Below are 25799 nucleotides of genomic sequence, written 5' to 3' on the forward strand. Positions count from 1 at the left end.
TACATGATTCGCGGAAATGTGCTTGCCATTCTAATAGGGATGGGCTTTACGTATTCTACTTTTGCTCAATCAGATACCCCCAAGGGATGGCATCTGATGGATTGGGAAACAAGTCAGTTACACGGAATTAGTTTGAAAAAAGCTTACGATTTATTGCACCAAAAAAACAAGAAAGCACAACCGGTAATTGTTGCAGTGCTAGATTCTGGGGTAGATACTGCACACGAAGACCTGAAAGATGTTTTATGGAAAAACCCCAAAGAGATTCCAGGAAATGGAATTGATGACGATAAAAACGGTTACATTGATGATGTATATGGCTGGAATTTTTTAGGCGGCCGTAATGGTTCCAGTCTTAAAAAAGCCGGTGATGAAAGAGCACGTGTTTACCACAGATGGAAAAATCAATTTTTGGGAAAATACATTGATAGTTCTCAATTGGATATACAGCAAAAATTAAATTATAGAATGTGGCTGAAAGCCGCCAATGAACTCAATTTCAGTCAGGAGGAAATGACCGAGCTTATGTTTATAGAAGTTACGGCAAAAGCATTGAAAAGACACGATAAGGTTATAAGGCATGAAATGGGGGTAGAAGAATATAGCTGCGAAATGCTGGAGAAATTTGAGCCTATAACAAAAACCGGAAGAGATGCCAAACTGGGATTCCTGACAGTGATGAAAATGTTGCAAATGGACCCTGAAGAAAAAAACACACTTGCACTGAAGGAACTGGATGAATACATTGAAGGAAAGAAAGCGGCTTTTGAATCAAGAGAAGTAGCTCCTCATGATTTCCGAGCAGAAATTGTAGGGGACAATTATTTTGATTTCAATGATCGATATTATGGGAACAACGACGTTATGGGCCCTGGTCCTACACACGGAACGCATGTATCGGGTATTATAGCCGCAAAAAGAAATAACAATATAGGAATTGATGGAGTGGCAGACCATGTTAAATTAATGACACTTAGAGTAGTTCCGGATGGAGATGAATACGACAAAGATGTGGCGCTGGCTATTCGGTATGCAGTAGATAATGGTGCTAAAATCATTAACATGAGTTTTGGCAAATCCTTCTCTCCGGAAAAACCCTGGGTAGACAGTGCTGTAAAATATGCCGAACAAAAAGATGTTTTACTCATTCACGCCTCCGGAAATGATGCTGAGAATCTTGATTTAGTAGATAACTTTCCCAATGCATGGTTAACACCATGGAAAACTTTTGCAAAAAACTATATCACCGTTGGAGCCAGCAGCGATTTAAGCATGGGACCAAGCATAGCAGCCGACTTCAGCAGTTATGGAAAATCAAAAGTAGATTTATTTGCCCCTGGGGTTAAAATTTATTCTACCCTGCCGGGCGGAAACAGCTATGGAAATCAAAAAGGTACTAGTATGGCCACTCCTATTGTAACCGGTATTGCGGCTATTTTAAAATCCTATTTTCCTCATTTCACTTCCGTTGAAATCAAAAATATTATAGAGCAATCTGTTTTTAAACCAGAAGCAGAGATTCCTTGTATTAAACCTGGCTCAGAACAGGAAAAAGTGCCTTTCGCAACCCTATCCAAAACAGGAGGTATTGCAAATGCCTACACTGCAGTTAAAACAGCTCTGGAATTTAAACCTGTAGCTCCTGCAAAAAACAATAACACTTCAAAAAACTAATATGGCCAAACCTCAATCGGGAGAATACCCCTCCTATTTCAACGGTTACATTCAAAAAGTTGAGCAGGACAATGTTCAGGAGTTGGTGAATACCCTATCGCATCCATTAACTTATTTCTTTTTGAATTTACCGGACGACAGAGCCGATTTTCGTTATGCGGAAGATAAATGGACACTGAAAGATATGTTACAACATATTATTGATACGGAAAGAATCATGCAATACCGATTACTTAGAATTGCAAGAAACGACCAAACTCCTTTGCCTGGTTTCGACGAAAATCAGTATGCCGTTTCTGCGGAAGCTAACAATAGAACGTTTATAGAGCTGAAAGAAGAATTTAAGGCGTTGAGAAAATCAACCGATTTATTACTGAAATCTTTAAAAGAGATCCAATTAAAACAAATTGGCAATGCGAGCAATCATCCTGTAACTGCAAACGCAATTGCCTTTATTATATTCGGGCACTTGCTTCATCACAAACAAATAATAGAGGAAAGGTACTTGTAGTTTTAATGCAAAAAAATCTGCCAATAAAAACAAAACCCGGATCATTTTGATCCGGGTTTTTCACATAATCTTTCTCACTTTTCTGGGGGGAGAAATATCATTCTTATTTGGTAGCAAATAAGTGTACCGCTACCTGTACTTCTTTAGCAATATTTCCAATACCATAGTTGATACCAAATAAAGTTCTGTCCATAGAGAAGAACGCTTCTGCAAACAATCCTTTATCATCAGCACTTCTGATAACTGCATTAAAACTTACCGGTAAGCTTGCTCCTTTTAAATTTAATGTTCCATTGATGGTTGCGTTATTTTCGTCAGCATAGGTTACACTATTAATTTTGTAAACAGCTTCTCCGTATTTAGCAACTTCAAAGAAATCTGCAGCTTTTAAGTGACCTTCCAGTTTTGCTCCTGCAGCATCTGTAACTTTTAAGTTTGCAAGGTCAATAACAAATTCACCTCCGGTTACTTTACCATTGTTTACCTGAACTGCTCCGCTCTTTACAGTAAAATATCCTGTATGAAAATCATTTTTCTTAGAGCCAACCCAGTCAACTCGGCTTTTACCAGCTTCCACTTTGTAAGTAACTACATCCATTGTTTTATTCACTGTAGTAAATGAATAAACACCCGCTAAAAAAGCTGTACCTAACAGCGCTAATGCAATTTTTTTCATGTTGATTTTGTTTAATGTTTCAAAAATAGTGAAATTTAATGTTACAACAACAAATTTTTTAAAAGGTTTAAAATCTGCATGTTGGATTATCTTATCTTCGCAAAAATTGTTCCATATGAATCTTCATGAGTACCAGGCAAAAGAATTACTCAAAAAATACCAAGTTCCAGTGCAGGAAGGTATTGCAGTAGATACGGTGATGGCTGCAGAGGAAGCTTACCGTCAAATAAAAACCCAGACAGGCAATAATTTTGCAGTTGTGAAAGCCCAGATTCATGCGGGCGGTCGCGGAAAGGGTAAAATTGTGGGAACCGAACAAAGAGGGGTTGCCGTTGCAAAAAGCGCAGAAGATGTAACCAATATTGCAAAAAACATTCTTGGAGGCACTTTGGTTACCATTCAAACCGGTGAAGCAGGTAAGAAAGTAAACAAAATTCTGGTTGCTCAGGATGTTTATTATCCTGGTCCCAATCCGGTAAAAGAATTCTACCTGTCTATTCTGTTAGACCGTGCAAAAGGCATGAATGTGGTAATGTACAGTACAGAAGGGGGAATGGATATTGAAGAAGTGGCACACAATACTCCTGAAAAGATTTTTAAAGAGTGGGTTCACCCAGGAGGCGGTTTACAAGGTTTCCAGGCAAGAAAAATAGCCTTCAATCTTGGCTTAAGCGGAGAAGCTTTCAAGAATTGCGTAAAGTTTGTAACCAACCTGTACAATGCATATGTTGGTTTAGACTGTGGCATGTTAGAAATAAATCCACTATTTAAAACAAGCGATGAAAAGATAATAGCAGTTGACTGTAAAATGAATATTGATGATAACGCTTTAATGCGTCATCCGGATGTAGCTGCTTTAAGAGATGTTACAGAGGAAGATCCCACAGAAGTTGAAGCAGGTCAGTACAACCTGAACTTTGTAAAACTAGACGGAAACGTTGGTTGTATGGTAAATGGTGCTGGCCTTGCCATGGCTACCATGGATATGATTAAACTAAGCGGTGGAGAACCCGCCAATTTCCTTGATGTGGGTGGTACAGCCAATGCCCAAACTGTTGAAGCAGGTTTCAGAATCATCATGAAGGATCCAAATGTAAAAGCGATCCTGATTAACATCTTCGGTGGTATTGTCAGATGTGATCGTGTTGCAGCTGGGGTTATTGAAGCTTATAACAAACTAGGGAATATCAATATTCCAATCATTGTAAGACTGCAGGGAACCAACGCTGTGGAAGCTAAGAAATTAATTGATGAAAGCGGACTAAAAGTACAATCTGCTATTCAGTTAAGTGAAGCAGCTGCCCTTGTTAAACAAGCAGTAGCTTAATTTAAATTAGATACCTCATTTCAAAGCCATGGAAGTAATCTTCTATGGCTTTTTTATTGTCCGTTTCTATCCATAATGGGCTTTATTTCTGTAATGGCGCTAATCGTATATAAAAGCCCTGTCTTTAATTCAACACAAACGTATCGTTTTCGGCGAAGCTCCCCTTTCTGAAAAATTTTTCCATTGGAAATCCTAAAAACTGTTCCAACAGGTACATCACATAGCAGACAACCCCCCTCAGGAATATGAGGATTATACTTTCGAAGAACTTTTAATAATTCTGTTTCCCCATTAGCTGTAGCCGCAGGAGAAATGATGGACTTTTCTAAGGCTTTTACAATATCATCCGGAAAAACTTTCAGCTGAACAAAATGAACAAGCAATTGACTGTAAAGGCGTTTCCACTCTTTACCATGAGCAGGAACCGTATTCTTGTACTGTTCAAAAGTTAGCAAATGAGCCAATTCATGCAGTAATGTAATCAGAAACTCATACTTATTCAGGTTCCCGTTTACGCTGATTCTATGATTATTCCCTCTGAATGCATGCCGGTAATCGCCCAGAACCGTTTTACGGCTTCTTGCAACTGTCAGATGTACTTTATATTGATACAGGTATTGTACTACGTAATCAAAACTTCCTTCCGGAAGAAAGGCTTGCAGGTCTTTAAGCGGATGTTCAGTTGCCGCCATCTTTACCAGACTGATTAATTTTCAGTGATAGTTTTACCTCCAGCCATGTATACATGATGTATAAACCCATTCCTAAAAAAATAGCATTTATACTTTTATTCTCACCAGCATTGTAAAGATAAACAATGGCAGCAGATCCCAGGACAAACAACTTAAGTACAACCGTACTCATTACTCCTCTTACCATAGCATGAGGATTGCTATTCTTCGACTGTTTCAATTGTTGCTGTAAACTAAACATACTGATGCCAAACAACAGTAAATTAGTAGAAGCAACTACCCATGGATTAATATCTTGTTTTGTAAAAAAAACACTTAATAACAAACACAAAAGATTCACAAGAACAAATAAATAAAGAACAGGTCGGAATGGCTTTATAAAAATTGATGACATAGCAATAAATTAATCGTTTGAAGCTTCTACTTTTGGCAGCGCCAATGGAACTGTATCCAGAGTTGCAGGCTTATCCCCTGCCAATACTTTCTTAATACCCTCGAGGTATTGTTCCTTGTATCTTATTTCATTTTCAAGGGAATCTGTCCTAATCTTTAACAGTTGCAGAGCCGTTCGGCTTTCCTTGGTTCCATAACCAGGGATATAGTATTTTAAAGGGGAAAAAGCAATTAATGCTATAGTCAGGCCAATTAACAATACAAAAACAGTACTCAAACCTATGTAAACACTTAATCTGGATAATCGGAACGCAATCATTTCTTCATAGGTGTCATCGTTCATGATAACCAGCCGATAGGTATTACGCAACCTTTTAAAAGTACTTTCTTTATTTATTTTGTCCATTCTGTAAAAACTGGGTTAAAGGTACGGATTGGTATGGTTTTATATGTGTATGCTAGAGAAATAACTGTAATTTTAATGGATTTTATGCTTAACCGGAAATTTAGACATTACTGGACCCTGACAGGTATTTTACTCTGCTGTTATTCTCTGATTGGTGCACAACCGAACACATCCGTTGAAATACCCAAACAGGAGAAATACCAGAACAGGGTATTGGCTTCTGAAAAAACAGGGAACAAAAAGTTTACGATACCCAAAAGACTATACAATAATACTGTAAGCCATTACAACTATTATTTCAACGCAAATAGCAAATTAAATGACATCATTGCTAATGCCAAATTGCAGCACAAGGAAAACTACAGGGAACTTTTACCATTTTATAATTATTCCCTGAATGAAACTTCAAAGGGGCAAATAGACAGTATCATTTACAAGTGCACTGCAGGTATTCTTTTACACGATCTTAGAAGCGACTGGGTAGATCAGTTTTATTTATTAATGGGCAATGCCTATCTGCATCGCAAAGATTTTGATTCCGCTACCTATGTATTTAATTATATCAATTATGCTTTTGCAAACAAAGAAGATGGATACGATATACCCATTGGGAGCAATGTAAGCAGTAAGGGAGGTTCTTTCTCTGTAAGTACAGATGAAAAACGTTCTTTCTGGAAGAAAATATCTTCTCCTGCACCGGCCAGAAACGAAAGTTTTCTTATGCAGGCCAGAAATTTTATTGAGCAGGAAAAATTAGATGAAGCTGAATCGCTTTTACAAATTCTTGCTGCAGACCGTTTTTTTCCGGAAAGATTAAAAACACAGTGGCATGAACAATATGCGTATTTATTGTACAAGGATAAAAAGTACGACAGTGCCGCTTTTCATTTAACAAAAGCCCTACCCAATGCCTCCAATAATCAGGAAATGGCAAGATGGGAATACCTGGCAGCACAACTCTACAGCATGGCCAATAAAGACTCGATGGCTATTGTATGGTTCGAAAAAGCCATCAAATTAACCACCGATCCTTTTTTAGATGTATATGCCCGCTTGAATATTGCAGCGCTATCTGCGGATGGAAAAAAAGATGCAGTGAGCTTTCATCTAAGTCAATTACTACAGATGGCCAAAAGAGAAAAGTATCAGGCATTCAGAGATTTAATCTATTATGCTGCGGCCGAGTTAGCCATGTCTCAAAAAAATTACCCAATGGCTGGCAACTATCTGAATAAAAGTATTCTATTTAACGAAAAGAATCCTGAGCAAAAAGCCAGATCTTTTTTCCTTTTATCTGAAGCCAGTTATTTACAAAAAAATACATTGAAGCCTCTTCGGCAATGGATAGTGTAAATATCCAGATGCTATTCGAAAAAGAGGCCGTTAAAGCAAATAATATTAAAAGTCCTTTACAAAAAATTGCACAAGGTTTTATTACCGTTAACAAAGAAGATAGTTTACAAAAAATTGCAGCTTTACCATCGGCTGAAAGAGATACCTACATAAACAGTTTATTAAAGAAACTTAGAAAAGAGAGGGGGATTAAAGAAAGCGATGCGGAACAAGGAAGCAACTTTGGGGGGAACATGAATGCAGGCTCGGACTTATTTGGTTCTACAGGTGCAACAGGATTTTATTTTGCTAACAACTCCTTAAAAACAAAGGGGCTCTCCGACTTTAAAGCTAAATGGGGCAACCGCCCAAATATTGATAACTGGAGAAGACAATCTGCAGTAGACAGAAACTTCAGTTTAGCTACTATTGATACTGAAGAAAAAAATAACAACCCTGCAAATAAAGTTGCTCCAGTACTTAGTTTTACTTCGCTGGAAGACAGCCTGCCGATTTCACCGGAAAAATTATTGCAATCCAACAATGCTGTTTCAGAATCGCTGTTAAAAATTGCGAATACTTTTCAATACGAGCTTAATGACGCACCTGCTGCTATAGAAACCTATGAATTATTAGCCAAACGATTCTCCGAAAGTGCTGTTCTGGAAGATGTATGGTTTCAATTACAAAATGCCTATAAAAAAACAAATCAATACGGTAAAGCAGATTCAGTTAAACAACTGCTTCAATCAGTTTATCCCAAAGGAAAGAACAATCAGATTTTATTAAACAAGGGAAAAGAAAAAACAGATCCGGCTATTGGATTGTACCAGGATATTTATAATCAGTTCATCAGTGGTGATTTTGAAAAAGCTTTGCTAAAAAAGCAAAATGCAGACAAACAACTGGTCAGTTCTTACTGGACTCCGCAGCTGCTATATATTGAAGCACTGTACTACGTAAAACAACAACAGGACAGTATTGCCCAAAATAAGCTAAACAGTCTTGTCAGTATGTTTAAAGCACATCCACTGGCAGAAAAAGCCAAAACATTTTTAGACGTAATCAGCCGAAGAAAAGAAATTGAAAATTATCTTACGCAGCTATCTATTGAAAGACCTGTTGAAATTCCTGATAAAAAAATTGATCTGAATAGCACACAGGCAGAGGATGTTCCTGTTACTGTTAAAGCTCCTGTAAAAGTGAATGTACCAGCTGCTGCACCTGCACCATCTACCATTAAAGCAGCACCCATAGAAAAAGGATTTGCTCCGGCAACCTACCAGTTCAATGCTTCCGATTCCCAGTTTGTGGCCATTGCGCTTTATAAAGTAGACCCTGTATTTGTAAGTGAAGCCAGAAATGCCTGGAATCGTTTTAACCAGGAAAGGTATTATAATCAAAAATTACCCATCAGTGTCATCAGGGTAAATGATTCAGAACAAATTTTAATTATAGGTCCATTCACCAATGCAGCAGAGGCAAGCACGTATACGGACAGAAACAGACCATTGGCAACTTCCCGGGTTACCCCCTGGCTGGAAGCTTCGAAATTTAGTTTTGCCATCATCAGCAGAGAGAATCTGAATTTATTAATAAAAAAAGGGGAAACAGGAACCTACTGGCAAATGTTACGGAATCTGTTCCCTGATAAATATTAATTTTACCCCTCAAACATTGAATTTAAAATGAGTAAACCGGTTCGTATATTCTGGCGTATATTTTTGGGTGGTTTTGCATTTGTTATCATTCTGCTGGCCATGTTGAATTTTGGATGGATTGGCAGTATGCCAGACCTGGACGATATTGAAAACCCCTCTGCATCTCTGGCTTCTCAGGTTTACGCAGAAGACGGAACCTTAATGGGTAAATATTATATTGAAGACCGAATTAATGTACAGTATAAAGACATCAGCAAACATATTATTGAGGCATTGATTGCCACTGAAGATGAGCGCTTTTATGAACATAGCGGAATAGATGCCCGCTCATTGGGAAGAGCTATCTTTTATCTGGGTAGTGAAGGGGGAGCCAGTACCATTACCATGCAAACTGCCAAGAATCTTTTCACAGAGAACTGGAGTACCAAAAATTTTATTTTAAGAGCGCTGCAGAAAATTAAAGAAGGCATCATAGCCATTAAACTGGAGAGAAATTTTACCAAAGAGGAAATCATTACCCTTTACCTGAACACGGTTGCCTACAGCGATAATGTATATGGTATCAGAAATGCATCCAAAACCTTTTTTCAGAAGGAACCCGACCGTGTAAATGTAGAGGAAGCAGCTGTGCTGATTGGCATGTTGAAAGGAGCAACCCTGTACAACCCCAGAAGAAATCCGAAATTATCACTGGACAGAAGAAATACGGTTTTGAGCCAGATGGTAAGAAACAATTACCTCGACCCGCAACAGGCAGAAATTCTGAAGAGACAGCCTATCGAACTCAATTACAAAAAACTAGATGAAACAACAGGTCTGGGTCCCTATTTCAGAATGATTCTGGGCGAAGAAATGAAAAAGTGGTGCAAGGAAAATACCAAGAACAATGGTGACCAGTACGATTTATACAGAGATGGATTAAAAATATATACCACTATTAATCCGCGCATGCAACTGTATGCAGAAGAAGCCGTAGCCAAGCATATGAGCTACATGCAAAAATTATTCAACACCCAGGAAAATATCAGAACAGGAAGTATCTGGAAAGGATTTGAACCCATTCTGGAACAAGCCATCAAGCAGACAGACCGCTGGAAAAATTTAAAAAGAGAAGGATTAACGGATGAAGAAAACCTTCGCACTTTTCAGGAAAAAGTACCCATGCGTGTTTTTGCTTGGAATAGCAATAGGGGTATTGATACAGTAATGACTCCTTTTGACTCTATTAAATACCATAAACAAATGTTGCAGGCCGGCTTCATGGTAATGGACCCTTTAAACGGTCAAATAAAAGCCTGGGTGGGAGGAATCGATTTCAAAACCTTTAAATACGACCATGCCAATATCAATACCAAGAGACAGGTAGGTAGTACCATCAAGCCATTGTTGTACAGCCTGGCTATTGAAGAAGCCGGACTGAATCCGAATTCACCCGTGCAAGACGTTCAGCAGAACTTTGGTCAGTACGGGCTGGTACCAGCTACTTCCAAAACCTGTACCGGAGCCACGATTCCTATGGCCATTGCATTGGCTAAATCCCGAAACTGTGCTTCTGCCTATATCATGAAGCAGCTCGACAATACTGCGAATAATGGAGCAAAAAGATTCGTTGAATTTTTAGAGAAGTGCGAACTGAAAACCAAGATAGATCCCTATCCTTCCATTGCATTGGGTGCTTGCGAAATTTCTTTAATTGAAATGATGCAGGCATATAGCATGTTCCCGGGCAGAGGCTTCAACGCCAAGCCCATGTATATTACCAGAATAGAAGACCGCAACGGAAACGTACTGGCCACTTTTACACCACAACGTAAAGAAGTCATCAACGATGTAACGGCTTATTCCGTAATTAAAATGATGCAGGGGGTTTTAACCAATGGTACAGGTGCCGGCATCAGGGGCTATGGATTACCTGCGGGAATACAGATGGCGGGTAAAACAGGCACCACCAACAACAACAGTGACGCCTGGTTTATGGGCTATACCCCTCAGTACCTTGCTGGCGGATGGGTGGGTTGCGACGATCGTTTCATCCGCTTCAACAGTAAGAACGGGGAAGGTGGCCGTGCTGCCATGCCCATTTGGGCTTACTTTTTTAATAAAGCCGCGGCAGATCCTAACTGTGGCATCGACACCAAGCTAAGCTTTATTAAACCGGAAGTAATGAGCAACGATATTATCATTGATTATATTAATGGCACCAATCAGATACTGGGTGGAGAAGGGGAAGATATGGGAGCAGGCACTTCAGAAGATTATGAAATTCCCAAGAATATTAAGGCGGAAGACCTGGGTGCGGAATCAGATTTAATCATTGACAATAAGAAACCGGCAACACCTCCTGCAGTACCAGCCAATAATCAACCTAAACAGGCAGACAAGCCGAAAGCAGTATTGCCTCCCCCGGTAAAAAAACCGGGTGGAAATAAATAGTGAATCATTTTAATTATTGAAATAGCTTTCAAAAATCCAATCCTTTCAGGATTGGATTTTTATTAACCCGAATGCGGGGTTTACATCACCCGATGATTGATAAATCATATCAAGGACTGAACGACCATATCTGGCGTAAAACGAAGCCAGGTTCTCCTGTCTTTCCTGTAAACTATTGCCAGGGAACAAAGCTTGTTTAATAGTTTGTATCTGATGAGCTGCAGTAGAAAAATTTCTTTTCTCGGCACGTTTCATTTTCTTTTCAAGCTCTGTTAGTTTTTTCAAAGATTGATGTGACAATGCGGCCACATGATCTTTAAGGCTGGCATCTATCTGTGTTGCCATTTTATTCAACTGATCATAATATGCCTGCAATGCAGCTTTTTCTTTATCCAGATTAAGTTGATGTTCGGAATGTTTCTCTACATACTGACTAATCAGCTGATGCTCAGGAAGAAATAAATCTGCATCAGTAAGTTGCAGCGTTAATTGCTTCTGTACAAGCTTGGCTGAAGAGATAGAGAAAGAATTTCGCAACAGCAACATGGGATAAGCTACCCCGGCCCTTTCAAAAACCGTTTTTAACTCCAGCCAATAAGCCAGTTCACCTCCCCCACCTACAAAAACAATATTGGGTAAAATTGTTTCCTGAAAAGCTCCACGTAAAATTACATTCGGGCTAAATCGTTCAGGATGAGCATCCAGTTCCTGCATGATCTCCTGTTCTGTAAAACGCAACCCGATGGTTGGAACGGTAAAAGCATTGCCATCCTTTTCTATACGTTCTCTTTTATCATCAATTAGATAGAACAGATTAATCGGCCTGCCGGCAGCCTGCACTTTGTAAAATTGCTCCAGACTTTGAATGGTTGCAGATACCGCTTTATGAGAGAACTGTTCGGTAAGTTCTTTCGCCATTACAGGAACAAACAACTTTTTTAACGAAGCTTGATCAGGAATCAATACAACCAAACCATAGTGTCCAAACAAAGCATGTACAATGGATAATGTAGCTTCCTGAATGGTCTTCCCGGTAGCATAATTATTACGTAATAATTGTGCCCATTCATTACCATTCGGTAAAACACCTATCTGACCTGCGATGGATTCTATTAATGACAGCAATTGCTTGTCTACTTTCATCCTTCCCACTGCTCCGGATTGTTTGGTTTCCCAACTCCATCTTGCTCCATCAATATTTACAAACCCCAACTCATCCAGATCGGCATCCTCACTTCCCATGTAAAAAACCGGCACAAATTTTTTATCCGGATATTTTGCAGAAAATGATTCAGCCAGCTTAATCACATGCAGTATTTTATAAATAAAATACATGGGGCCGGTAAATAAGTTGGGCTGGTGTGCCGTAGTAATGGTATAAGTAGCCGAATCTTTTAGCAATGCAATATTCCTGAAAACGGCTTCTGTGTTTTCCTGGCCGTCATATTGCTGCAGTAAAGCCTCTGTTAGCACTTCCCTGTTAACCGGATGGCGATCCCTTGATAGCATGGATGTCTCCACTCCTTGCCAATTGGGCTCATGCAAATAAAAGGGTCTGATATTTTCGTGTTGCTGAAGATAGGCTTCTACAATCTTTGAAAAATAACCGGTACTCTCAAATGGCAAATACGTCGTGCTACAATCCATATCGGTTGTAAAAATACAAATGTTTTAAGCAAATCGGTCAGGACTGAATGGAGTAATATCCATACTCGGCGATTTCCCGTTAATGATTTCGCTCACCAGTTTTCCGGTTCCTGCTCCCAAACTCAAGCCAATCATAGAGTGCCCGGTTGCAAGGGTCAGATTCTCCCATTTGCGGGTTCTGCCAATATAAGGAAGACCATCTGCGGAACAGGGTCTGTAACCATACCAGATATTTTCAACAGGAGGCATCTCTATTTTAAAATCGGTATACACAGACTGCACTGCAGACAGAATCCCTTTAACGCGATTCATTCTGGGTGGTGTGTTGGTTGAAGTAATTTCCATGGTTCCTCCAAATCGGATTTTATTGCCATCCATTGGGGTCAATGCCACCCTACCTTCTACCAATACACTGGGATGATTGATTCGGTATGGTGAGTTTTCCAGGGTAACCGAATAGCCTCTACCTGGCATCAATAAAAGATTCATGTTCAGTTGGCTGGCCAACTCACGGCTCCAGGATCCGGAAGCAAGTACCACTTCATCTGTTTGGTAATTCCCTTTTTCAGTTTTTACTCCAATAATTTTTTTGCCCGCTTTGTCAAATCCGGTTACGGCTTCATTCTTAACTAAACGTACCCCACGTTGGTTTAGTAAGTTTAACAATTGCTGCATCAGCTGATTAGGATACAAATGAGCATCACATTTAAAATACAATGCCCCCATTGCATCCAGCGGAGTATGAGATTCCAGCGCCTGTAACTGCGAACGGTCCAGCATAACTGTATCAGCTAATCCCAAGGCCTGAGCTTTGTCACATAAATGAGCACATTTGTCTCTTCCTTTTTCCGTCTTAAATATTTCTAACAATCCTTTTTGTTCATACGCAAATGAAAACGCTGGTAACCGGTCCCATTGTTCATACCAGTACTTGCTTAAAATGGCAATATCCCGTAGTGGAATAGCAGCGGCTTCTACCTGTTTTTCATTAGCCATTTGCATGAATTTCCAACCCCATTGTATCAGCGACCAGTCTGGTCTTGGCTGAACATAAAACGGACTTTCCGGATTCCACATCCATTTTAATCCCTGCTTAACAATTCCCGGTGTTGCCAATGGCACAAAATGGCTGGGACAAACATATCCGGCGTTCCCATAAGAACAATTATTCTGCATATCTGTACGGTCAATTACGGTTACTTCATGCCCCGCTTCGCTTAAAAACCAGGCACTGCTCAATCCAATAATTCCACCTCCGATTATCGTTACTTTCATTTAATTTGGGTATAATTTTGAGACAATTATTATGGAAACTTACGGAAAAATTTTGCTCATTGCGATGCCCGCATTTTTAGTGTTGATTCTGCTGGAAAAATGGTGGGGAATTTACAAAGGGAATGACACTATTAGAACCATGGATATGGTCTCCAGTTTAACTTCAGGCATCACCAATTCTACCAAAGATGTGCTGGGATTAAGCATTGCGGTAATCAGTTATAACTGGATGGTTACCCACTGGGCCATTTTCCATATTGAATCTTCCGTATGGCTGTATATCATCGCTTTTTTTGCGTTGGATTTAACTGGCTATCTGGTTCACAGGATTGATCATGAGTTTAACTTCTTCTGGAATGCCCATATCATTCATCACAGCAGCGAAGACTTTAATCTGGCATGTGCGTTGCGCCAGAGCATTTCTACATTCGTAAGATTATTCACCATTTTTCTTTTACCTGCGGCACTGCTTGGCGTACCCACGCAAATTATTGCCGTAGTGGCCCCCCTGCATTTATTTGCTCAGTTCTGGTATCATACCCAACATATAGACCGTATGGGCTGGCTCGAAAAAATTATTGTAACGCCTTCTCATCATCGGGTTCATCATGCCATTAATCCGGAATACCTGGATAAAAATTATGGCCAGATTTTTATTTTCTGGGACAAATGGTTGGGTACTTTTCAGGAAGAGTTACCGGATGTTAAACCTGTATACGGAATTACCAGACCCGTAAGAACCTGGAATCCCATCAAAATTAATTTCATGCATTTATGGCTGCTGATTAAAGATGCCTGGCATGCACGCAACTGGTCAGATAAATTGAAAATCTGGTTTATGCCAACCGGTTGGAGGCCTGCGGATGTTGCTGAAAAATATCCGGTATATAAAATTGAAGACCCCTATCATTTTGAAAAATATGAAACCAGAGCCGGAAAGGCATTCACCATCTGGGTTTGGGCACAGTTGGCCATCCTGTTATTGATGATCAGCTATTTATTCGGGAACATTGCCAATATAGGAAGCCCTGGCATATTTTATTATGGCCTGTTTATTTATATCTATGTGTATGCATTTACTGAATTGATGGATGGAAACCCCAAAGCATGGGCCTGGGAGTTGCTGAAACTATCCATTGGAGGATGGTTAATGTGGAATACCAAGGGGTGGTTCGGCATTGAGCAACTGCATCCCATACTACCCTATATCATTGGTTCCTATCTGTTTGTTTCTTTTCTGCTTTGCATCTATTTCAGAAAAGACAGCAACCGTGTTCCTGCAATGGCTTAATACTATTGCATATCATTGGCTGTAAAACTCAACGGCAATAAAGTAGTAGCATCTTCAATTATATATATAGGCCCTTCCTGTCCGCTTAAAATCAAACGTATGGGCTGTTGCTGACGCAAAGTTTGCTCCAGTAAACTCTGACGGCAAATACCACAGGGGCTAACAGGATTATTGCTTTTACCATTCTCGTTATAATAACTGATGGCAATCGTTTTAATTGCCTGGTTTCTGTGCAGGGAAGCAACAGCAGACAACAATACCCGCTCAGCACAAATCCCAACCGGATAACTGGCATTTTCCTGATTGGTTCCTTCTACCCTGCTTCCATCATTCAGTAAGGCAATGGCTCCCACATTAAAATGAGAATAGGGCGCATAGGCATGAGAAGTGATGGCTCTTGCCTGAAGCAATAGAGAAGCATCTTCCGGAGAAAGGGCTGATACATTTTCAAAAACCTGGTACTGAAATGGTATTTCTTTCATGAAATCTATTCAATGACTTTAAAAATCCTGTTCCATCTGGGTCCTTTATTCCAGCTGAACCAGATAAGAGAAGCTTTCCCTACAATATGGGTTTCGGGCACAAACCCCCAAAAACGACTGTCCTGACTTCTGTGTCTGTTATCTCCCATCATCCAGTAATAATTGTATTTAGGGATATACTGATTGGTAATTTGTCCATTGATAATAAATTGACCGTTTCTCTCTTCCAGTGTATTTTGTTCATAAACCGAAATTAATCGGCGATACAATGCAATATTATTGGGAGTTAAAGCAATGGCTTTTCCTTTTTGAGGAATGGTTAAAGGACCGTAATTATCCAGTGTCCATGGAAAATTAGCTTCGTCATTAGGGAAAAACATGCCTACATTGGTATCTACATACTTTACCACAGAAACAACTCCTGGATATTTTTTAACCTTTTCTGCTTCTGCAGCAGTGATATTAAAAATATAAGTTTTGCTATCTGGCCCAGGGGAAAAATTTCCATTGTTGTTCTCCAGATCAATCCCAATTTCATCCTGCAGGAATTCATCAGAAAATCCGGAACCAGAAGTGGTTACAATATAATCAGTTTGCGCCCCTTCCGGATTATCGGCAGGTTTCCCATTGATAAACAGGTCTGCATTTTTAATTTCCAACACATCCCCTGGCATGGCAACACATCTTTTTATATAATTGTCCGTTTTGTCCATTGGATGCACCAGAATGGGATATTCTGCCAACAATGCTTCTCTGTTACCTTTGAACTGACTGCTTCTTAAGACCTCATAGTAAGTTACTTTGCTACCAAATTCAGGCAAATTAATGATGGTATCCCCCGCCGGAAAATTAAATACAACTGCATCATTTCTCTTTATGGCACTGGTTGCCGGCAAGCGTTTATAAGGCAACTGTATTTCCTTGATATAAGAGGGCGTTGTTAAACTGAAGGGCATTATGTTGTGTACAAAGGGAAAAGAAACAGGTGTTTGAGGTATTCTCGGACCATAACTCATTTTACTAACAAAGAGAAAATCATTCACCAGCAAACTCTTTTCCATACTCTCTGTAGGAATCACATATGCTTCAAATACAAAAGTCCGGATAATGGTAGCAGCCACTACTGCAAATACACCTGCGTCTATCCACTCTCTGGAAGCAGGCTTGTGATAATGTTGTAACGCCTCTGGGCCATACCATTTTTCTTTCTCTGAAAAGCCCAGGTAAGGAAAATAAACGAACGGGAAAAATACCACGGCTGCATGTGCAGGCACAGATACTTTTTTAAAATTCATTACAAAAATGATGGTAATCCATATAGTAATGAACTGGCCAGCAATAGGTATCAATTGTAGCCAGAACCAAAATCTTTTAATATGGGCAATACGTACTATTTCCCAAGTGTTATAAAATGGCACCAATGCTTTCCAAGGTTCAATTCCTGCCTTCTTAAACATACCATACATGCCTGCATGCCACCCGATTAACCCAATTAAAAAAATCGCAATACCCATAAGTTGTTTTTAATGTAAACAAATGTATCCAATTCAAATATAACTTTTTACATCTGTTGCTTGTATCTCCTTGCCGGATAAAATAATTAACCTTTCTACTACATTTCTCAATTCCCGAATATTACCGGTCCAGTGGTGCTTTTTAAGCAAATCAACCGCTCCAGCCGCTATTGCCTTTGGTGTTTGCCCGTACTCTTTGGCAATTTCTTCAATAAAATGCTGCACCAACAGAGGGATATCCTCTCTTCTTTCATTTAAGGAGGGCACATGTATTAATATAACCCCTAATCGATGATATAAGTCAAGTCTGAAATTCTTGGCTTCTACTTCTTTCATCAGATCCTTATTGGTAGCAGCCACTACTCTTACATCTACAGCAATTTCTTTATCTCCTCCTACCCTTGTAATCTTTCCTTCCTGCAAAGCCCTTAAAACCTTTGCCTGTGCAGATAAACTCATGTCGCCAATTTCATCCAGAAACAAAGTTCCACCGTGGGCTTGTTCAAATTTACCAATGCGTTGTTTTACTGCGGAAGTGAAAGATCCTTTTTCATGTCCAAACAATTCGCTCTCAATTAATTCAGCAGGGATAGCTGCACAATTTACTTCTACCAGTGGACCTTGGGATCTGTTACTCATTTCATGTAACCATTTTGCAACAAGCTCCTTACCGCTGCCATTCTCCCCGGTTACTAATACCCTGGCATCGGTTGCAGCTACTTTTTCAATGGTCTCCTTAATTTTTTGAATCGGCGCTGATTCCCCAATGATTTCCTGAATACGTGAAACTTTTTTGCGCAATACTTTTGTTTCTTTAACCAATGAGGTTTTATCCATTGCATTGCGAATGGTAATTAACAAGCGATTCAAATCAGGCGGCTTGGAAATAAAATCAAATGCCCCTTTTTTAACTGCATCTACGGCAGTTTCAATATTACCATGACCGCTGATGATAATTACAGGCACATCCGGATTAACTTCTTTTGCCTTTTGCAAAAATTCAATGCCATCAATCTTCGGCATTTTTATATCACAAAGTACCAAATCAAAATTACCCGCTGAAAACTGCGCCAGTCCTGCTTCGCCATCACTAGCTTCCGCGGTTGTATATCCCTCATTGTTCAGTATATCCCTTAAAACATTCCTGATTGCTCTTTCATCGTCTATAATTAAAATAGAAGCCATATATTAAGTTTATTTACGAAGTTAATCATTGAAAACGGATTCTGAATCCTGCATAAAAATTACGCCCTGCTGCCGTATTGTAATAACGGTTTCCCAATGCATTGATATCGTTACCCAGACTGTAGACCTGATTCAGCAAATTATCAATTCCGGTAAAAAGCTGAACATCTTTATTCCATTTATGAAATTGCTGACTAAGTTTTACCTGTACCAGCTGATAAGGATCTGCATACACGGTTGCTGCATCATTCAAAGAAATTTTTCCAGTGAAATTGGCATTACAGAAAATAGACAACCCCGATTTTGTTTTAATATCAAAACCTGTTACCCATACAGTTGCTGGCACTCCGGTCAAGGGATTATTATTTAACTGCAACAGGCCTTGCTGAAAATTCGTGAAACGATATGGCTGATAACTAAATGCACTTTGGTATTCCATATCAAAAGGTTTTCCTTTTCCCATTTGCATCACTTTATAGCGAATGCTTAATTCTGCACCATTTTGCCTGGTCCCCCCTGCGTTCACAAAATATTCATTCCCACCTGCATCTGTTCTACGGACAATGGCATTTTGAAGAGAAAAATGATAAAAAGATGCATCAAAAACAAATTGCCCATCCCCTAAAAATCCTTTTATCCCTCCCTCAAAATTCCATCCCTGCTCGGCATTCAGCAGAGGATAAAATTGCCCATCTGAGGGTCTTATTTCTGCAAGCGTAGGGGCTGAAAATCCCCTTGAAGCCACTCCATAAAAATTTATTGTGGAAGTTACAGCGTAATTAAATGAAACCCTTGGACTTATTGGCGAAGCTATCTTTCTGTAATTGAAAGGCGCTGATACCCTTTGCATAGACTTATACATATAGTCCTGCTGATTAACACTCAGTCCTGCCTGTAGCAAAAACCTCTGGAATGGCTTCCATTTAACCTGTGTAAAAATAAAATGCTGTTGACTATAAATGATATCATCTGCTAAAAGATTGGCTGGCAGTCCTTTATTGTTTACAAAATTTTTTATGCCAGCTTCATTGGCCATATACTCTACACCTGTAGTCCATTGAAACTGATTGGTATTGCCGGAGGGCGACAAAACCCATTGTATTCCTGTTATTAAATTTTTCTCTCTCCGTTTCTCATAATTGGTAATGAAAGGATTTTCAAATCGGGTATCTGAAAAGCCGAGAAATGCATGAATTGAATTCATTCTATTGATCTGGTATATATCCTGTAATCCAAGCCAAATAGTAGCATTACGAATAGATGCTTTCTGCTCTATAGCTCCGGGTAAAACAGGGGTAGCCTGTCTTGATAATCGGGGATTCATAGCTACCTGTGCAAGTGTAATCCCTCCTGGAGTCTGATAAAACAAATCAGTAAAAAGTAATCCTGATTTAATCTGATGTTTATTTATCAGAACCGAATTCTGCCAGAAGATCCCTGATCGGTTCATCGCAGAATGGTCTCTGTATCCATCTTGTGCCAGACGATGCAAATGGAGGGTTGAACTCCAGCTCCGGGAATTGTACTGCTGTGTTACTTGTTGCTGATTGTATCCATAAGATCCTGCACTAAAATCTATACGAATCTTTTGTTGAGGCTTCTCTGTAAAATTTGCGTTTTGTTTCATTAACAATACCCCGCCTGTACCCGCACCATACATACTGGATGCAGGCCCTTTGGCCACTTCTATCTGGTCAAGCTGAGTAAGATCAATTAAATTCAGATAAGTATTCCCTGTAGCATCAGTAAAGGGTATCTGGTTCCAGTAGACTTTAATATTTCTTACTCCAAACGGTGATCTTAATAAGCTGCCCCTTACCGATAATCGATAACTACCCGGTGAACGTTCTTCCATTCTGATTCCTGGAATTCTGTTTAATGCGGGTAAAGCAGAGGCGGCAGAAAAGGATTGAAAATCCTTTTGTCCAACAATGGCAACTGCGGCAGGTGCTTCTTTCCACTTGACTCTGCTATTAAATACAGTTACCATCACGTCCTGCAGTGGTTTTTCAGCCGATATTGCTGAATCCTGTGCCATTAACCGCTTACAAAACAAGAGGAACAAACCTACAAACAAAGCTTTTTTCAAAATCATCATGAGGATAGCTATCAAATAACAAAGCCCGAAATGAATCGGGCTTTATCAGTTCATGTGATATTTTATTTCTTCATGTACATTACTTCTTTTACCAGCTTAACCGTTCTGGTTACATCCGGCACTGCCAATGCAGTCAGATTAGGCGCATAGTGCATAGGTGCATCTGCGCTGGTAATTCTTCTGATGGGTGCATCCAGGTAATCAAACCCTTCTTTCTGAATACGGTAACTGATTTCTGAAGAAACGGATGCAAATGGCCATTGTTCTTCCACAATAACCAATCGATTGGTTTTCTTGACACTTTCTAAAATGGTCATCCAATCCAGCGGTCTGATGGTTCTTAAATCAATCACTTCTGCACTTACGCCTTCCTTAGCTAGTTCTTCAGCAGCACCCAATGCCACTTTCATCATTTTATTAAAGGATACAATTGTAACATCAGTGCCCTGTCTTTTTACATCAGCCTTGCCCAATGGAATATAATATTCTTCATTAGGCACTTCAGATTTATCACCATACATCACTTCACTTTCCATGAACATAACAGGATCCTCCTCAAAACGAATGGCCTGTTTCAATAATCCCTTTGCATCATACCCGTTAGAAGGTGAAACTACTTTTAATCCTGGTATATTGGCATAATAACTCTCGAAAGCTGTTGAGTGTTGTGCTCCCAATTGACCCGCACTACCATTGGGTCCTCTGAATACTATAGGACATCCAATTTGACCACCACTCATCGCAAGCATTTTTGATGCAGTATTCAGAATCTGATCCATGGCCAATACCGCAAAGTTCCAGGTCATGAACTCAACAATGGGTCTTAATCCATTTTGAGCAGCACCCACTCCAACTGCTGCAAATCCTAACTCGGCAATAGGCGTGTCAATCACACGTTTATCACCAAATTCAGCCAGCATACCCTGACTCACTTTATAGGCTCCATTGTACTGAGCTACTTCTTCTCCCATTAAGAACACTCTTTCATCTCTTCTCATTTCTTCACTCATCGCTTCCCGCAGGGCTTCTCTAAATGCTATTGAACGCATGGTAGGTTATTTTAAAATGTGCACAAAAATAGAATTTAAACCTATACAAAACCAAAAAACCCCTCCTGAGTTTTCACCAGGAAGGGTTTTTTATGACTTGTTAAACTATTATTAGAATACGTTCCAGCCAAAGCTTACATAATATAAACCTCCAATCTGTACGTTTCCAAAACCGTTATAGTAGTATTTGTTGAAAATATTGGTACCACCTACTTTAATCAATGACTTGATGCTTGGTATTTTGTAGCTAACCATAGCGTCAACAGTTGAGTAAGAAGGAACCTGACCTACAGCAAATGTACCTTCGTAGTTGAAAGAATCCACCCATCTGTAAGTTACATTAAAGCCATAACGATTGTCTTTCCCGAATCCGCTGTTAGAGAATCCTGCGTTGAATCTGTATTTAGGCGTATTGAAATAAGAAACAAAACCAGCTGGTAATTCTCCAATTACATCAGAATATAAATTGGCATTAACAGAGAAGTTCTTTGGCATCAAATACTCCATTGAAGCACCCCAGCCTTTAACATCTACAGAACCAGGTGCATTGGTAGAAATGCTATAAGCAATTCTGGTATTTGCATTTAAAAGATTCAATGGACTTGGAGGCAATCCAGCTCTTGCCTGTATTACAGTTACTCCACTTAAGAAGTCTCTGTAACGGGCTGTATAAGCATAAACGTCAATCAACAAACGCTTTCCAATCAAGCCCTTGTAACCCACTTCAAATGAAGTAGTAGATTCAGGTTTGAATTCGCCAAACTGTTGTTGTTGAAGTAAACCTGGATTTGGAGCACCAGCCAAAGCACTTGCACCAAAAGCCTGAACACTGGCTAAAGTATAGGCAGGGTTGCCATTGAAATTGTAGAAATCTCTCAATTGAGGCAACCCACCCATCAAACGGGTACCACCACCTACAAGAAGATTGATCCACTGATTCTGTGTAGTTGGGAAACGGTAAGCAGTTTGATAAGAGAAACGTAAATTATGATCCTGTGCCAACTTAATTACCGCAGAAACTCTTGGAGTGAAACGGCCTTTGAAGTTGGTATTTTTATCGTAACGTCCGGAAGCAGTAATCTTTAAACGATCTCCGAACATTTTTTGTGAAATCTGTAAGTAAGCACCTGTTTCAGTAATGTTGATATTACCGGCAGTATCTGCAAACAAGGTTCCCTGAGAGTTTAGACCAAACTGACGGATATTACCTCCAATCATTAAATCTGTTCCTTTTTCAGTTAAACCTAAATCGTCAGAAAGGTTGTATTGTGCTTCCAAACTCTTTAAAGTTGTTCTGTCCACGAATAAACCACCTCCCTGAGAAATTGGGGTATTGGCAATTTGCTGGAATAAAGGATTGTTTCCAATAAATCCGCCAGGTCTTCCCTGATCAGCTACATTTCTTGCAGCATTCAGAATATTCATTCTATTGGCAGCTACTACTCCGGGGGCAGCAGTTTGTGCAGCAGTTAATGCAGCAGTTGGAGATAAACCTGCACCCAAACCAGCAGCATAACCACCAGCCAATGCAGCAATATAAGTACCAATTGCACCGCTTGAAGCAGACCCTACGGTTGCACCCACAAATTGTGGATACCACTGAGTAGCACTTGGCTTCCAGGCTTCATTAAATAAACGGGTAGCAATGGTAGAGTTAAAAGAACCTCCAGAATTTTCGCGGGTTGTGTATGCTCTAACATACCAGTTCTTCGCTTTTAATTCAAATTTGTATTGACCCATTTTTAAGTCCTTCAAAGAGTAACGGTCACTACCTGTGTATACGGTATTACCCATACCCCAGTATCCGGCAACAATGGCTTCAATTTTATCACTAATCTTGTAATGCAATGCACCACTCAATTTAACGTTCAGTGTTGTTGGGTTTACCACCTGACTTTCATCGTAACCAGTTCTGGAAACATACAATGGAGAGTTGGCAAATGTTCCTAAAACAGCAGAAGAAGGAATTGGAGTTGGAGTGGTAATGCCAGGGAATGTTCCTGCTGGTAACAATGCAAGGAATGGATTACCGGCAATAACACCTGCAAATGCAGAACGCAAATCGGCATTGGTTTCATCACCATAAGTGTTAACACCATCGTAGTTTGGATCTGTCAAGCGATTGCCCGGAATTACATTTCCGTTAGGGCTGGCAGACAATGGAGAACGCAGATAGTTGCCGTTGTTATTAGCCAACCAGTCCTGAGCCTGAACAAACTGAAGATTCATTTTGTATGCCCACTTTTCATTAATTTTTTTAGCAAAACGTACACTCCAGTCATAATAAGGAGATCTTGGACGCTGTTTGTTATCTACGTGGTTGATACCAGATTTAATCTGGAAACTCAATCCCTGGTATTTAAACGGATTTTTACTGTTGATCAATAAAGTACCATTGGTACCACCGGGACCATACAATGCAGAAGATGCACCTTGTAATAGTTCCATGTTCTCAACATCTAATTCTGTTAAGCCAATGATATTTCCCACTGAGAAATTCAATCCTGGCGACTGATTGTCCATACCGTCCACAATCTGATTCAAACGAGTGTTACCACTGCTGTTAAAACCACGTGTACCAACACTGGTAAAAGTTAAACTTGCAGTCACCACGTCTACTCCTTTCAAAGTAGCAATCATATCGTAGTAATTTGCGGCGGGAGCATTTCTGATAGCCGCTGGTCCTATTCTTTCAATAGAAACCGGAGACTCAAGAATACGCTCTGGCACTCTGGATGCAGATACAACGATTTCATCACCCAATGTGAAAGCTGTTTCAAGTTCAACAACAATATCCTGATTGTTATCCTTTACAACTACTTCCTTGGCTGCATAACCTACAGAAGAGATCACAAGGGTAAAAGGTAATTTTTGAACAGTGGAAAATTTAAAATTTCCTTTGTCATCGGTATAAGTACCTGCAGTACCTCCTTTAACAGAAATTGAAACCGCAGAAAGGAATTCTTTGGTCTTTCCATTTTTTACACTGCCGGAAACGGTTGTTTGCTGAGCCATTACTGAAATACTCAATAAAAGTGCAAAGACAGACAAGCCGAAATGGGTTAATAGTCTTCTCATATTGGCAATTTTTGTTTGAATTGTAAGGCAAAATACTGTATGTTCCCCTCACATAAAAATTTAATTTACACAATAAATCAGCGGTTTGTGGACAAATTTTAATGAAGCTGGCAGGTTTTAGAAAAAAGCAGTCTAATTTTGGGAAATGGCACAATATAATTTCCCCGATCAAACCGGTTTTTACAGAGGTAAAGTAAGAGATGTTTATTCCATTGGCAGCCAGTGGCTGGTGATGGTTGCAAGTGACCGGATTTCGGCATTTGATGTCATTTTACCCAGGACCATCCCTTACAAGGGCCAGGTTTTGAATCAGATTGCGGCTTATATGCTTGAACAGACCGCAGATATCTGCCCCAACTGGTTATTCGATTCGCCTGCCCCCCATGTTTCCATCGGCAGAAGATGCGAGCCCTTTAAAATTGAAATGGTCGTGAGAGGAAATCTGGTGGGACATGCCTGGCGGACCTATCAATCCGGTTCCCGGATGATTTGCGGGGTAACTATGCCGGAGGGGTTAAAGGAAAATGATTTTTTCCCGACACCCTTAATCACTCCTTCAACCAAAGCAGCTGAAGGACACGACGAAGACATTTCCAAAGAAGCCATTATTGCAGAGGGATTGGCAACCGCTGACGAATGGGATGTACTTGAAAAGTACGCACTGGCTTTGTTTCAAAGAGGAAAAGAAATTGCAGCCAAAAGAGGACTGATTTTGGCAGATACCAAATACGAATTTGGCAAACTGGGAGATACCATTTACCTGATGGATGAAATTCATACCCCGGATTCATCCCGCTATTTTTATGCGGAACAATTCGAAGAAAAACAAATCCGTGGTGAGAGGCAAACCCAATTGAGCAAGGAATTTGTAAGAGAGTGGTTAATCGCCAATGATTTTATGGGGAAGGAAGGACAAACAGTTCCCGCAATGAGCGACGAATGGATACAAACCATCAGTAAGCGTTATATTGAATTGTATGAGAAAGTAATTGGAGAACCCTTTCAGCCTCAGGACTTTTCTGAAGAAGAAACTTACAGGGCGGTTATTCAATCCCTGGAAAAAATACAATAAGGC

At 39.9% G+C, this 25799-nt stretch carries 20 protein-coding genes; 8 read left to right on the forward strand and 12 right to left on the reverse strand.

The window, feature by feature from the left end; genetic code table 11:
• The first annotated feature begins 3 nt into the window (after positions 1–3).
• Both F777_RS16645 and F777_RS0111715 read left to right on the forward strand, forming a co-directional pair.
• Positions 4–1674, forward strand: a complete 1671-nt coding sequence (locus tag F777_RS16645; RefSeq protein ID WP_037369422.1) for a S8 family peptidase — start codon at positions 4–6, stop codon at positions 1672–1674.
• A gap of 1 nt (position 1675) precedes the next feature.
• A complete protein-coding gene (locus F777_RS0111715) occupies positions 1676–2185 on the forward strand; it encodes a DinB family protein (protein WP_026752204.1) in 510 nt (169 codons plus the stop codon).
• Positions 2186–2288: 103 nt separating this feature from the next.
• On the opposite strand, the gene F777_RS16650 is transcribed toward F777_RS0111715, so the two are convergent.
• Positions 2289–2861, reverse strand: a complete 573-nt coding sequence (locus tag F777_RS16650) for a YceI family protein (RefSeq protein WP_051408593.1) — start codon at positions 2859–2861, stop codon at positions 2289–2291.
• 115 nt (positions 2862–2976) lie between these two features.
• Between F777_RS16650 and sucC the strand changes: the two genes are divergently transcribed.
• Complete coding sequence (gene sucC, locus F777_RS0111725; protein WP_026752205.1) at positions 2977–4188, forward strand: ADP-forming succinate--CoA ligase subunit beta; 1212 nt, start codon at positions 2977–2979, stop codon at positions 4186–4188.
• Between the two features lie 53 nt (positions 4189–4241).
• Here the strand turns inward: sucC and F777_RS0111730 are convergent, their stop codons facing one another.
• From F777_RS0111730 to F777_RS0111740, 3 genes are read right to left on the reverse strand one after another with little or no spacing between them, the layout of a single operon-like run.
• Positions 4242–4880 carry a SprT-like domain-containing protein gene (locus tag F777_RS0111730; protein WP_026752206.1) on the reverse strand — a complete coding sequence of 213 codons (639 nt, stop codon included), beginning with the start codon at positions 4878–4880 and terminating at the stop codon, positions 4242–4244.
• Entirely contained in the window at positions 4867–5274 is a 408-nt protein-coding gene (locus F777_RS0111735; RefSeq protein ID WP_152530910.1) for a hypothetical protein, read from the reverse strand. The genes F777_RS0111730 and F777_RS0111735 overlap by 14 nt, the downstream gene beginning before the upstream one ends.
• Before the next feature lie 9 nt (positions 5275–5283).
• The gene (locus F777_RS0111740; RefSeq protein ID WP_026752208.1) at positions 5284–5679 is read right to left on the reverse strand and encodes a hypothetical protein; all 396 of its coding nucleotides are present in this window, start codon (positions 5677–5679) and stop codon (positions 5284–5286) included.
• A gap of 84 nt (positions 5680–5763) precedes the next feature.
• Between F777_RS0111740 and F777_RS0111745 the strand changes: the two genes are divergently transcribed.
• Genes F777_RS0111745 through F777_RS16655 form a run of 3 tightly spaced genes read left to right on the forward strand, consistent with a single transcriptional unit; the run spans position 5764 to position 11105 of the window.
• Positions 5764–7032: a tetratricopeptide repeat protein gene (locus F777_RS0111745; RefSeq protein ID WP_152530911.1), complete on the forward strand. Its 1269-nt coding sequence runs from the start codon at positions 5764–5766 to the stop codon at positions 7030–7032.
• 8 nt (positions 7033–7040) lie between these two features.
• Positions 7041–8672 carry a tetratricopeptide repeat protein gene (locus F777_RS0111750; protein ID WP_152530912.1) on the forward strand — a complete coding sequence of 544 codons (1632 nt, stop codon included), beginning with the start codon at positions 7041–7043 and terminating at the stop codon, positions 8670–8672.
• 27 nt (positions 8673–8699) lie between these two features.
• Positions 8700–11105 carry a transglycosylase domain-containing protein gene (locus tag F777_RS16655; protein ID WP_071790323.1) on the forward strand — a complete coding sequence of 802 codons (2406 nt, stop codon included), beginning with the start codon at positions 8700–8702 and terminating at the stop codon, positions 11103–11105.
• A gap of 45 nt (positions 11106–11150) precedes the next feature.
• On the opposite strand, the gene bshC is transcribed toward F777_RS16655, so the two are convergent.
• Positions 11151–12752 carry a bacillithiol biosynthesis cysteine-adding enzyme BshC gene (bshC, locus tag F777_RS0111760; protein ID WP_026752211.1) on the reverse strand — a complete coding sequence of 534 codons (1602 nt, stop codon included), beginning with the start codon at positions 12750–12752 and terminating at the stop codon, positions 11151–11153.
• A gap of 24 nt (positions 12753–12776) precedes the next feature.
• Positions 12777–14027 (reverse strand): NAD(P)/FAD-dependent oxidoreductase, encoded by a 1251-nt coding sequence (locus tag F777_RS0111765; protein ID WP_026752212.1) that lies wholly within the window; start codon positions 14025–14027, stop codon positions 12777–12779.
• Between the two features lie 64 nt (positions 14028–14091).
• Here F777_RS0111765 and F777_RS16660 point away from each other — a divergent pair, with 64 nt between their 5' ends.
• Complete coding sequence (locus tag F777_RS16660) at positions 14092–15318, forward strand: sterol desaturase family protein (RefSeq protein WP_235785950.1); 1227 nt, start codon at positions 14092–14094, stop codon at positions 15316–15318.
• Between the two features lie 2 nt (positions 15319–15320).
• Here F777_RS16660 and F777_RS0111775 read toward each other — a convergent pair whose 3' ends face one another.
• The 6 genes from F777_RS0111775 to F777_RS0111800 form a co-directional block, all read right to left on the reverse strand.
• Entirely contained in the window at positions 15321–15800 is a 480-nt protein-coding gene (locus tag F777_RS0111775; protein ID WP_026752213.1) for a cytidine deaminase, read from the reverse strand.
• Between the two features lie 5 nt (positions 15801–15805).
• On the reverse strand, positions 15806–17314 hold the full coding sequence (gene lepB / locus F777_RS0111780; RefSeq protein WP_026752214.1) for a signal peptidase I: 1509 nt from the start codon (positions 17312–17314) through the stop codon (positions 15806–15808).
• Positions 17315–17347: 33 nt separating this feature from the next.
• The gene (locus tag F777_RS0111785; protein ID WP_026752215.1) at positions 17348–18499 is read right to left on the reverse strand and encodes a sigma-54-dependent transcriptional regulator; all 1152 of its coding nucleotides are present in this window, start codon (positions 18497–18499) and stop codon (positions 17348–17350) included.
• Between the two features lie 25 nt (positions 18500–18524).
• Positions 18525–20597 (reverse strand): TonB-dependent receptor, encoded by a 2073-nt coding sequence (locus F777_RS0111790; RefSeq protein WP_026752216.1) that lies wholly within the window; start codon positions 20595–20597, stop codon positions 18525–18527.
• 62 nt (positions 20598–20659) lie between these two features.
• Positions 20660–21646, reverse strand: a complete 987-nt coding sequence (locus tag F777_RS0111795) for a pyruvate dehydrogenase complex E1 component subunit beta (RefSeq protein ID WP_026752217.1) — start codon at positions 21644–21646, stop codon at positions 20660–20662.
• Positions 21647–21757: 111 nt separating this feature from the next.
• Positions 21758–24724 (reverse strand): TonB-dependent receptor, encoded by a 2967-nt coding sequence (locus tag F777_RS0111800; protein WP_026752218.1) that lies wholly within the window; start codon positions 24722–24724, stop codon positions 21758–21760.
• Positions 24725–24869: 145 nt separating this feature from the next.
• Between F777_RS0111800 and F777_RS0111805 the strand changes: the two genes are divergently transcribed.
• Positions 24870–25796, forward strand: a complete 927-nt coding sequence (locus tag F777_RS0111805) for a phosphoribosylaminoimidazolesuccinocarboxamide synthase (protein ID WP_026752219.1) — start codon at positions 24870–24872, stop codon at positions 25794–25796.
• The last annotated feature ends 3 nt before the right edge of the window (positions 25797–25799 follow it).

The organism is Sediminibacterium sp. C3 (assembly GCF_000508085.1).
In the GTDB taxonomy this organism is placed as follows: Bacteria; Bacteroidota; Bacteroidia; order Chitinophagales; family Chitinophagaceae; genus Sediminibacterium.

What these genes read in the sequence shown, in the direction of transcription:
- F777_RS16645 (WP_037369422.1), top strand. Translation starts at nt 4, where the DNA reads ATGATTCGCGGAAATGTGCTTGCCATTCTAATAGGGATGGGCTTTACG.
- F777_RS0111715 (WP_026752204.1), top strand. Translation starts at nt 1,676, where the DNA reads ATGGCCAAACCTCAATCGGGAGAATACCCCTCCTATTTCAACGGTTAC.
- F777_RS16650 (WP_051408593.1), bottom strand. Translation starts at nt 2,861, where the DNA reads ATGAAAAAAATTGCATTAGCGCTGTTAGGTACAGCTTTTTTAGCGGGT.
- sucC (WP_026752205.1), top strand. Translation starts at nt 2,977, where the DNA reads ATGAATCTTCATGAGTACCAGGCAAAAGAATTACTCAAAAAATACCAA.
- F777_RS0111730 (WP_026752206.1), bottom strand. Translation starts at nt 4,880, where the DNA reads ATGGCGGCAACTGAACATCCGCTTAAAGACCTGCAAGCCTTTCTTCCG.
- F777_RS0111735 (WP_152530910.1), bottom strand. Translation starts at nt 5,274, where the DNA reads ATGTCATCAATTTTTATAAAGCCATTCCGACCTGTTCTTTATTTATTT.
- F777_RS0111740 (WP_026752208.1), bottom strand. Translation starts at nt 5,679, where the DNA reads ATGGACAAAATAAATAAAGAAAGTACTTTTAAAAGGTTGCGTAATACC.
- F777_RS0111745 (WP_152530911.1), top strand. Translation starts at nt 5,764, where the DNA reads ATGCTTAACCGGAAATTTAGACATTACTGGACCCTGACAGGTATTTTA.
- F777_RS0111750 (WP_152530912.1), top strand. Translation starts at nt 7,041, where the DNA reads ATGCTATTCGAAAAAGAGGCCGTTAAAGCAAATAATATTAAAAGTCCT.
- F777_RS16655 (WP_071790323.1), top strand. Translation starts at nt 8,700, where the DNA reads ATGAGTAAACCGGTTCGTATATTCTGGCGTATATTTTTGGGTGGTTTT.
- bshC (WP_026752211.1), bottom strand. Translation starts at nt 12,752, where the DNA reads ATGGATTGTAGCACGACGTATTTGCCATTTGAGAGTACCGGTTATTTT.
- F777_RS0111765 (WP_026752212.1), bottom strand. Translation starts at nt 14,027, where the DNA reads ATGAAAGTAACGATAATCGGAGGTGGAATTATTGGATTGAGCAGTGCC.
- F777_RS16660 (WP_235785950.1), top strand. Translation starts at nt 14,092, where the DNA reads ATGCCCGCATTTTTAGTGTTGATTCTGCTGGAAAAATGGTGGGGAATT.
- F777_RS0111775 (WP_026752213.1), bottom strand. Translation starts at nt 15,800, where the DNA reads ATGAAAGAAATACCATTTCAGTACCAGGTTTTTGAAAATGTATCAGCC.
- lepB (WP_026752214.1), bottom strand. Translation starts at nt 17,314, where the DNA reads ATGGGTATTGCGATTTTTTTAATTGGGTTAATCGGGTGGCATGCAGGC.
- F777_RS0111785 (WP_026752215.1), bottom strand. Translation starts at nt 18,499, where the DNA reads ATGGCTTCTATTTTAATTATAGACGATGAAAGAGCAATCAGGAATGTT.
- F777_RS0111790 (WP_026752216.1), bottom strand. Translation starts at nt 20,597, where the DNA reads ATGATGATTTTGAAAAAAGCTTTGTTTGTAGGTTTGTTCCTCTTGTTT.
- F777_RS0111795 (WP_026752217.1), bottom strand. Translation starts at nt 21,646, where the DNA reads ATGCGTTCAATAGCATTTAGAGAAGCCCTGCGGGAAGCGATGAGTGAA.
- F777_RS0111800 (WP_026752218.1), bottom strand. Translation starts at nt 24,724, where the DNA reads ATGAGAAGACTATTAACCCATTTCGGCTTGTCTGTCTTTGCACTTTTA.
- F777_RS0111805 (WP_026752219.1), top strand. Translation starts at nt 24,870, where the DNA reads ATGGCACAATATAATTTCCCCGATCAAACCGGTTTTTACAGAGGTAAA.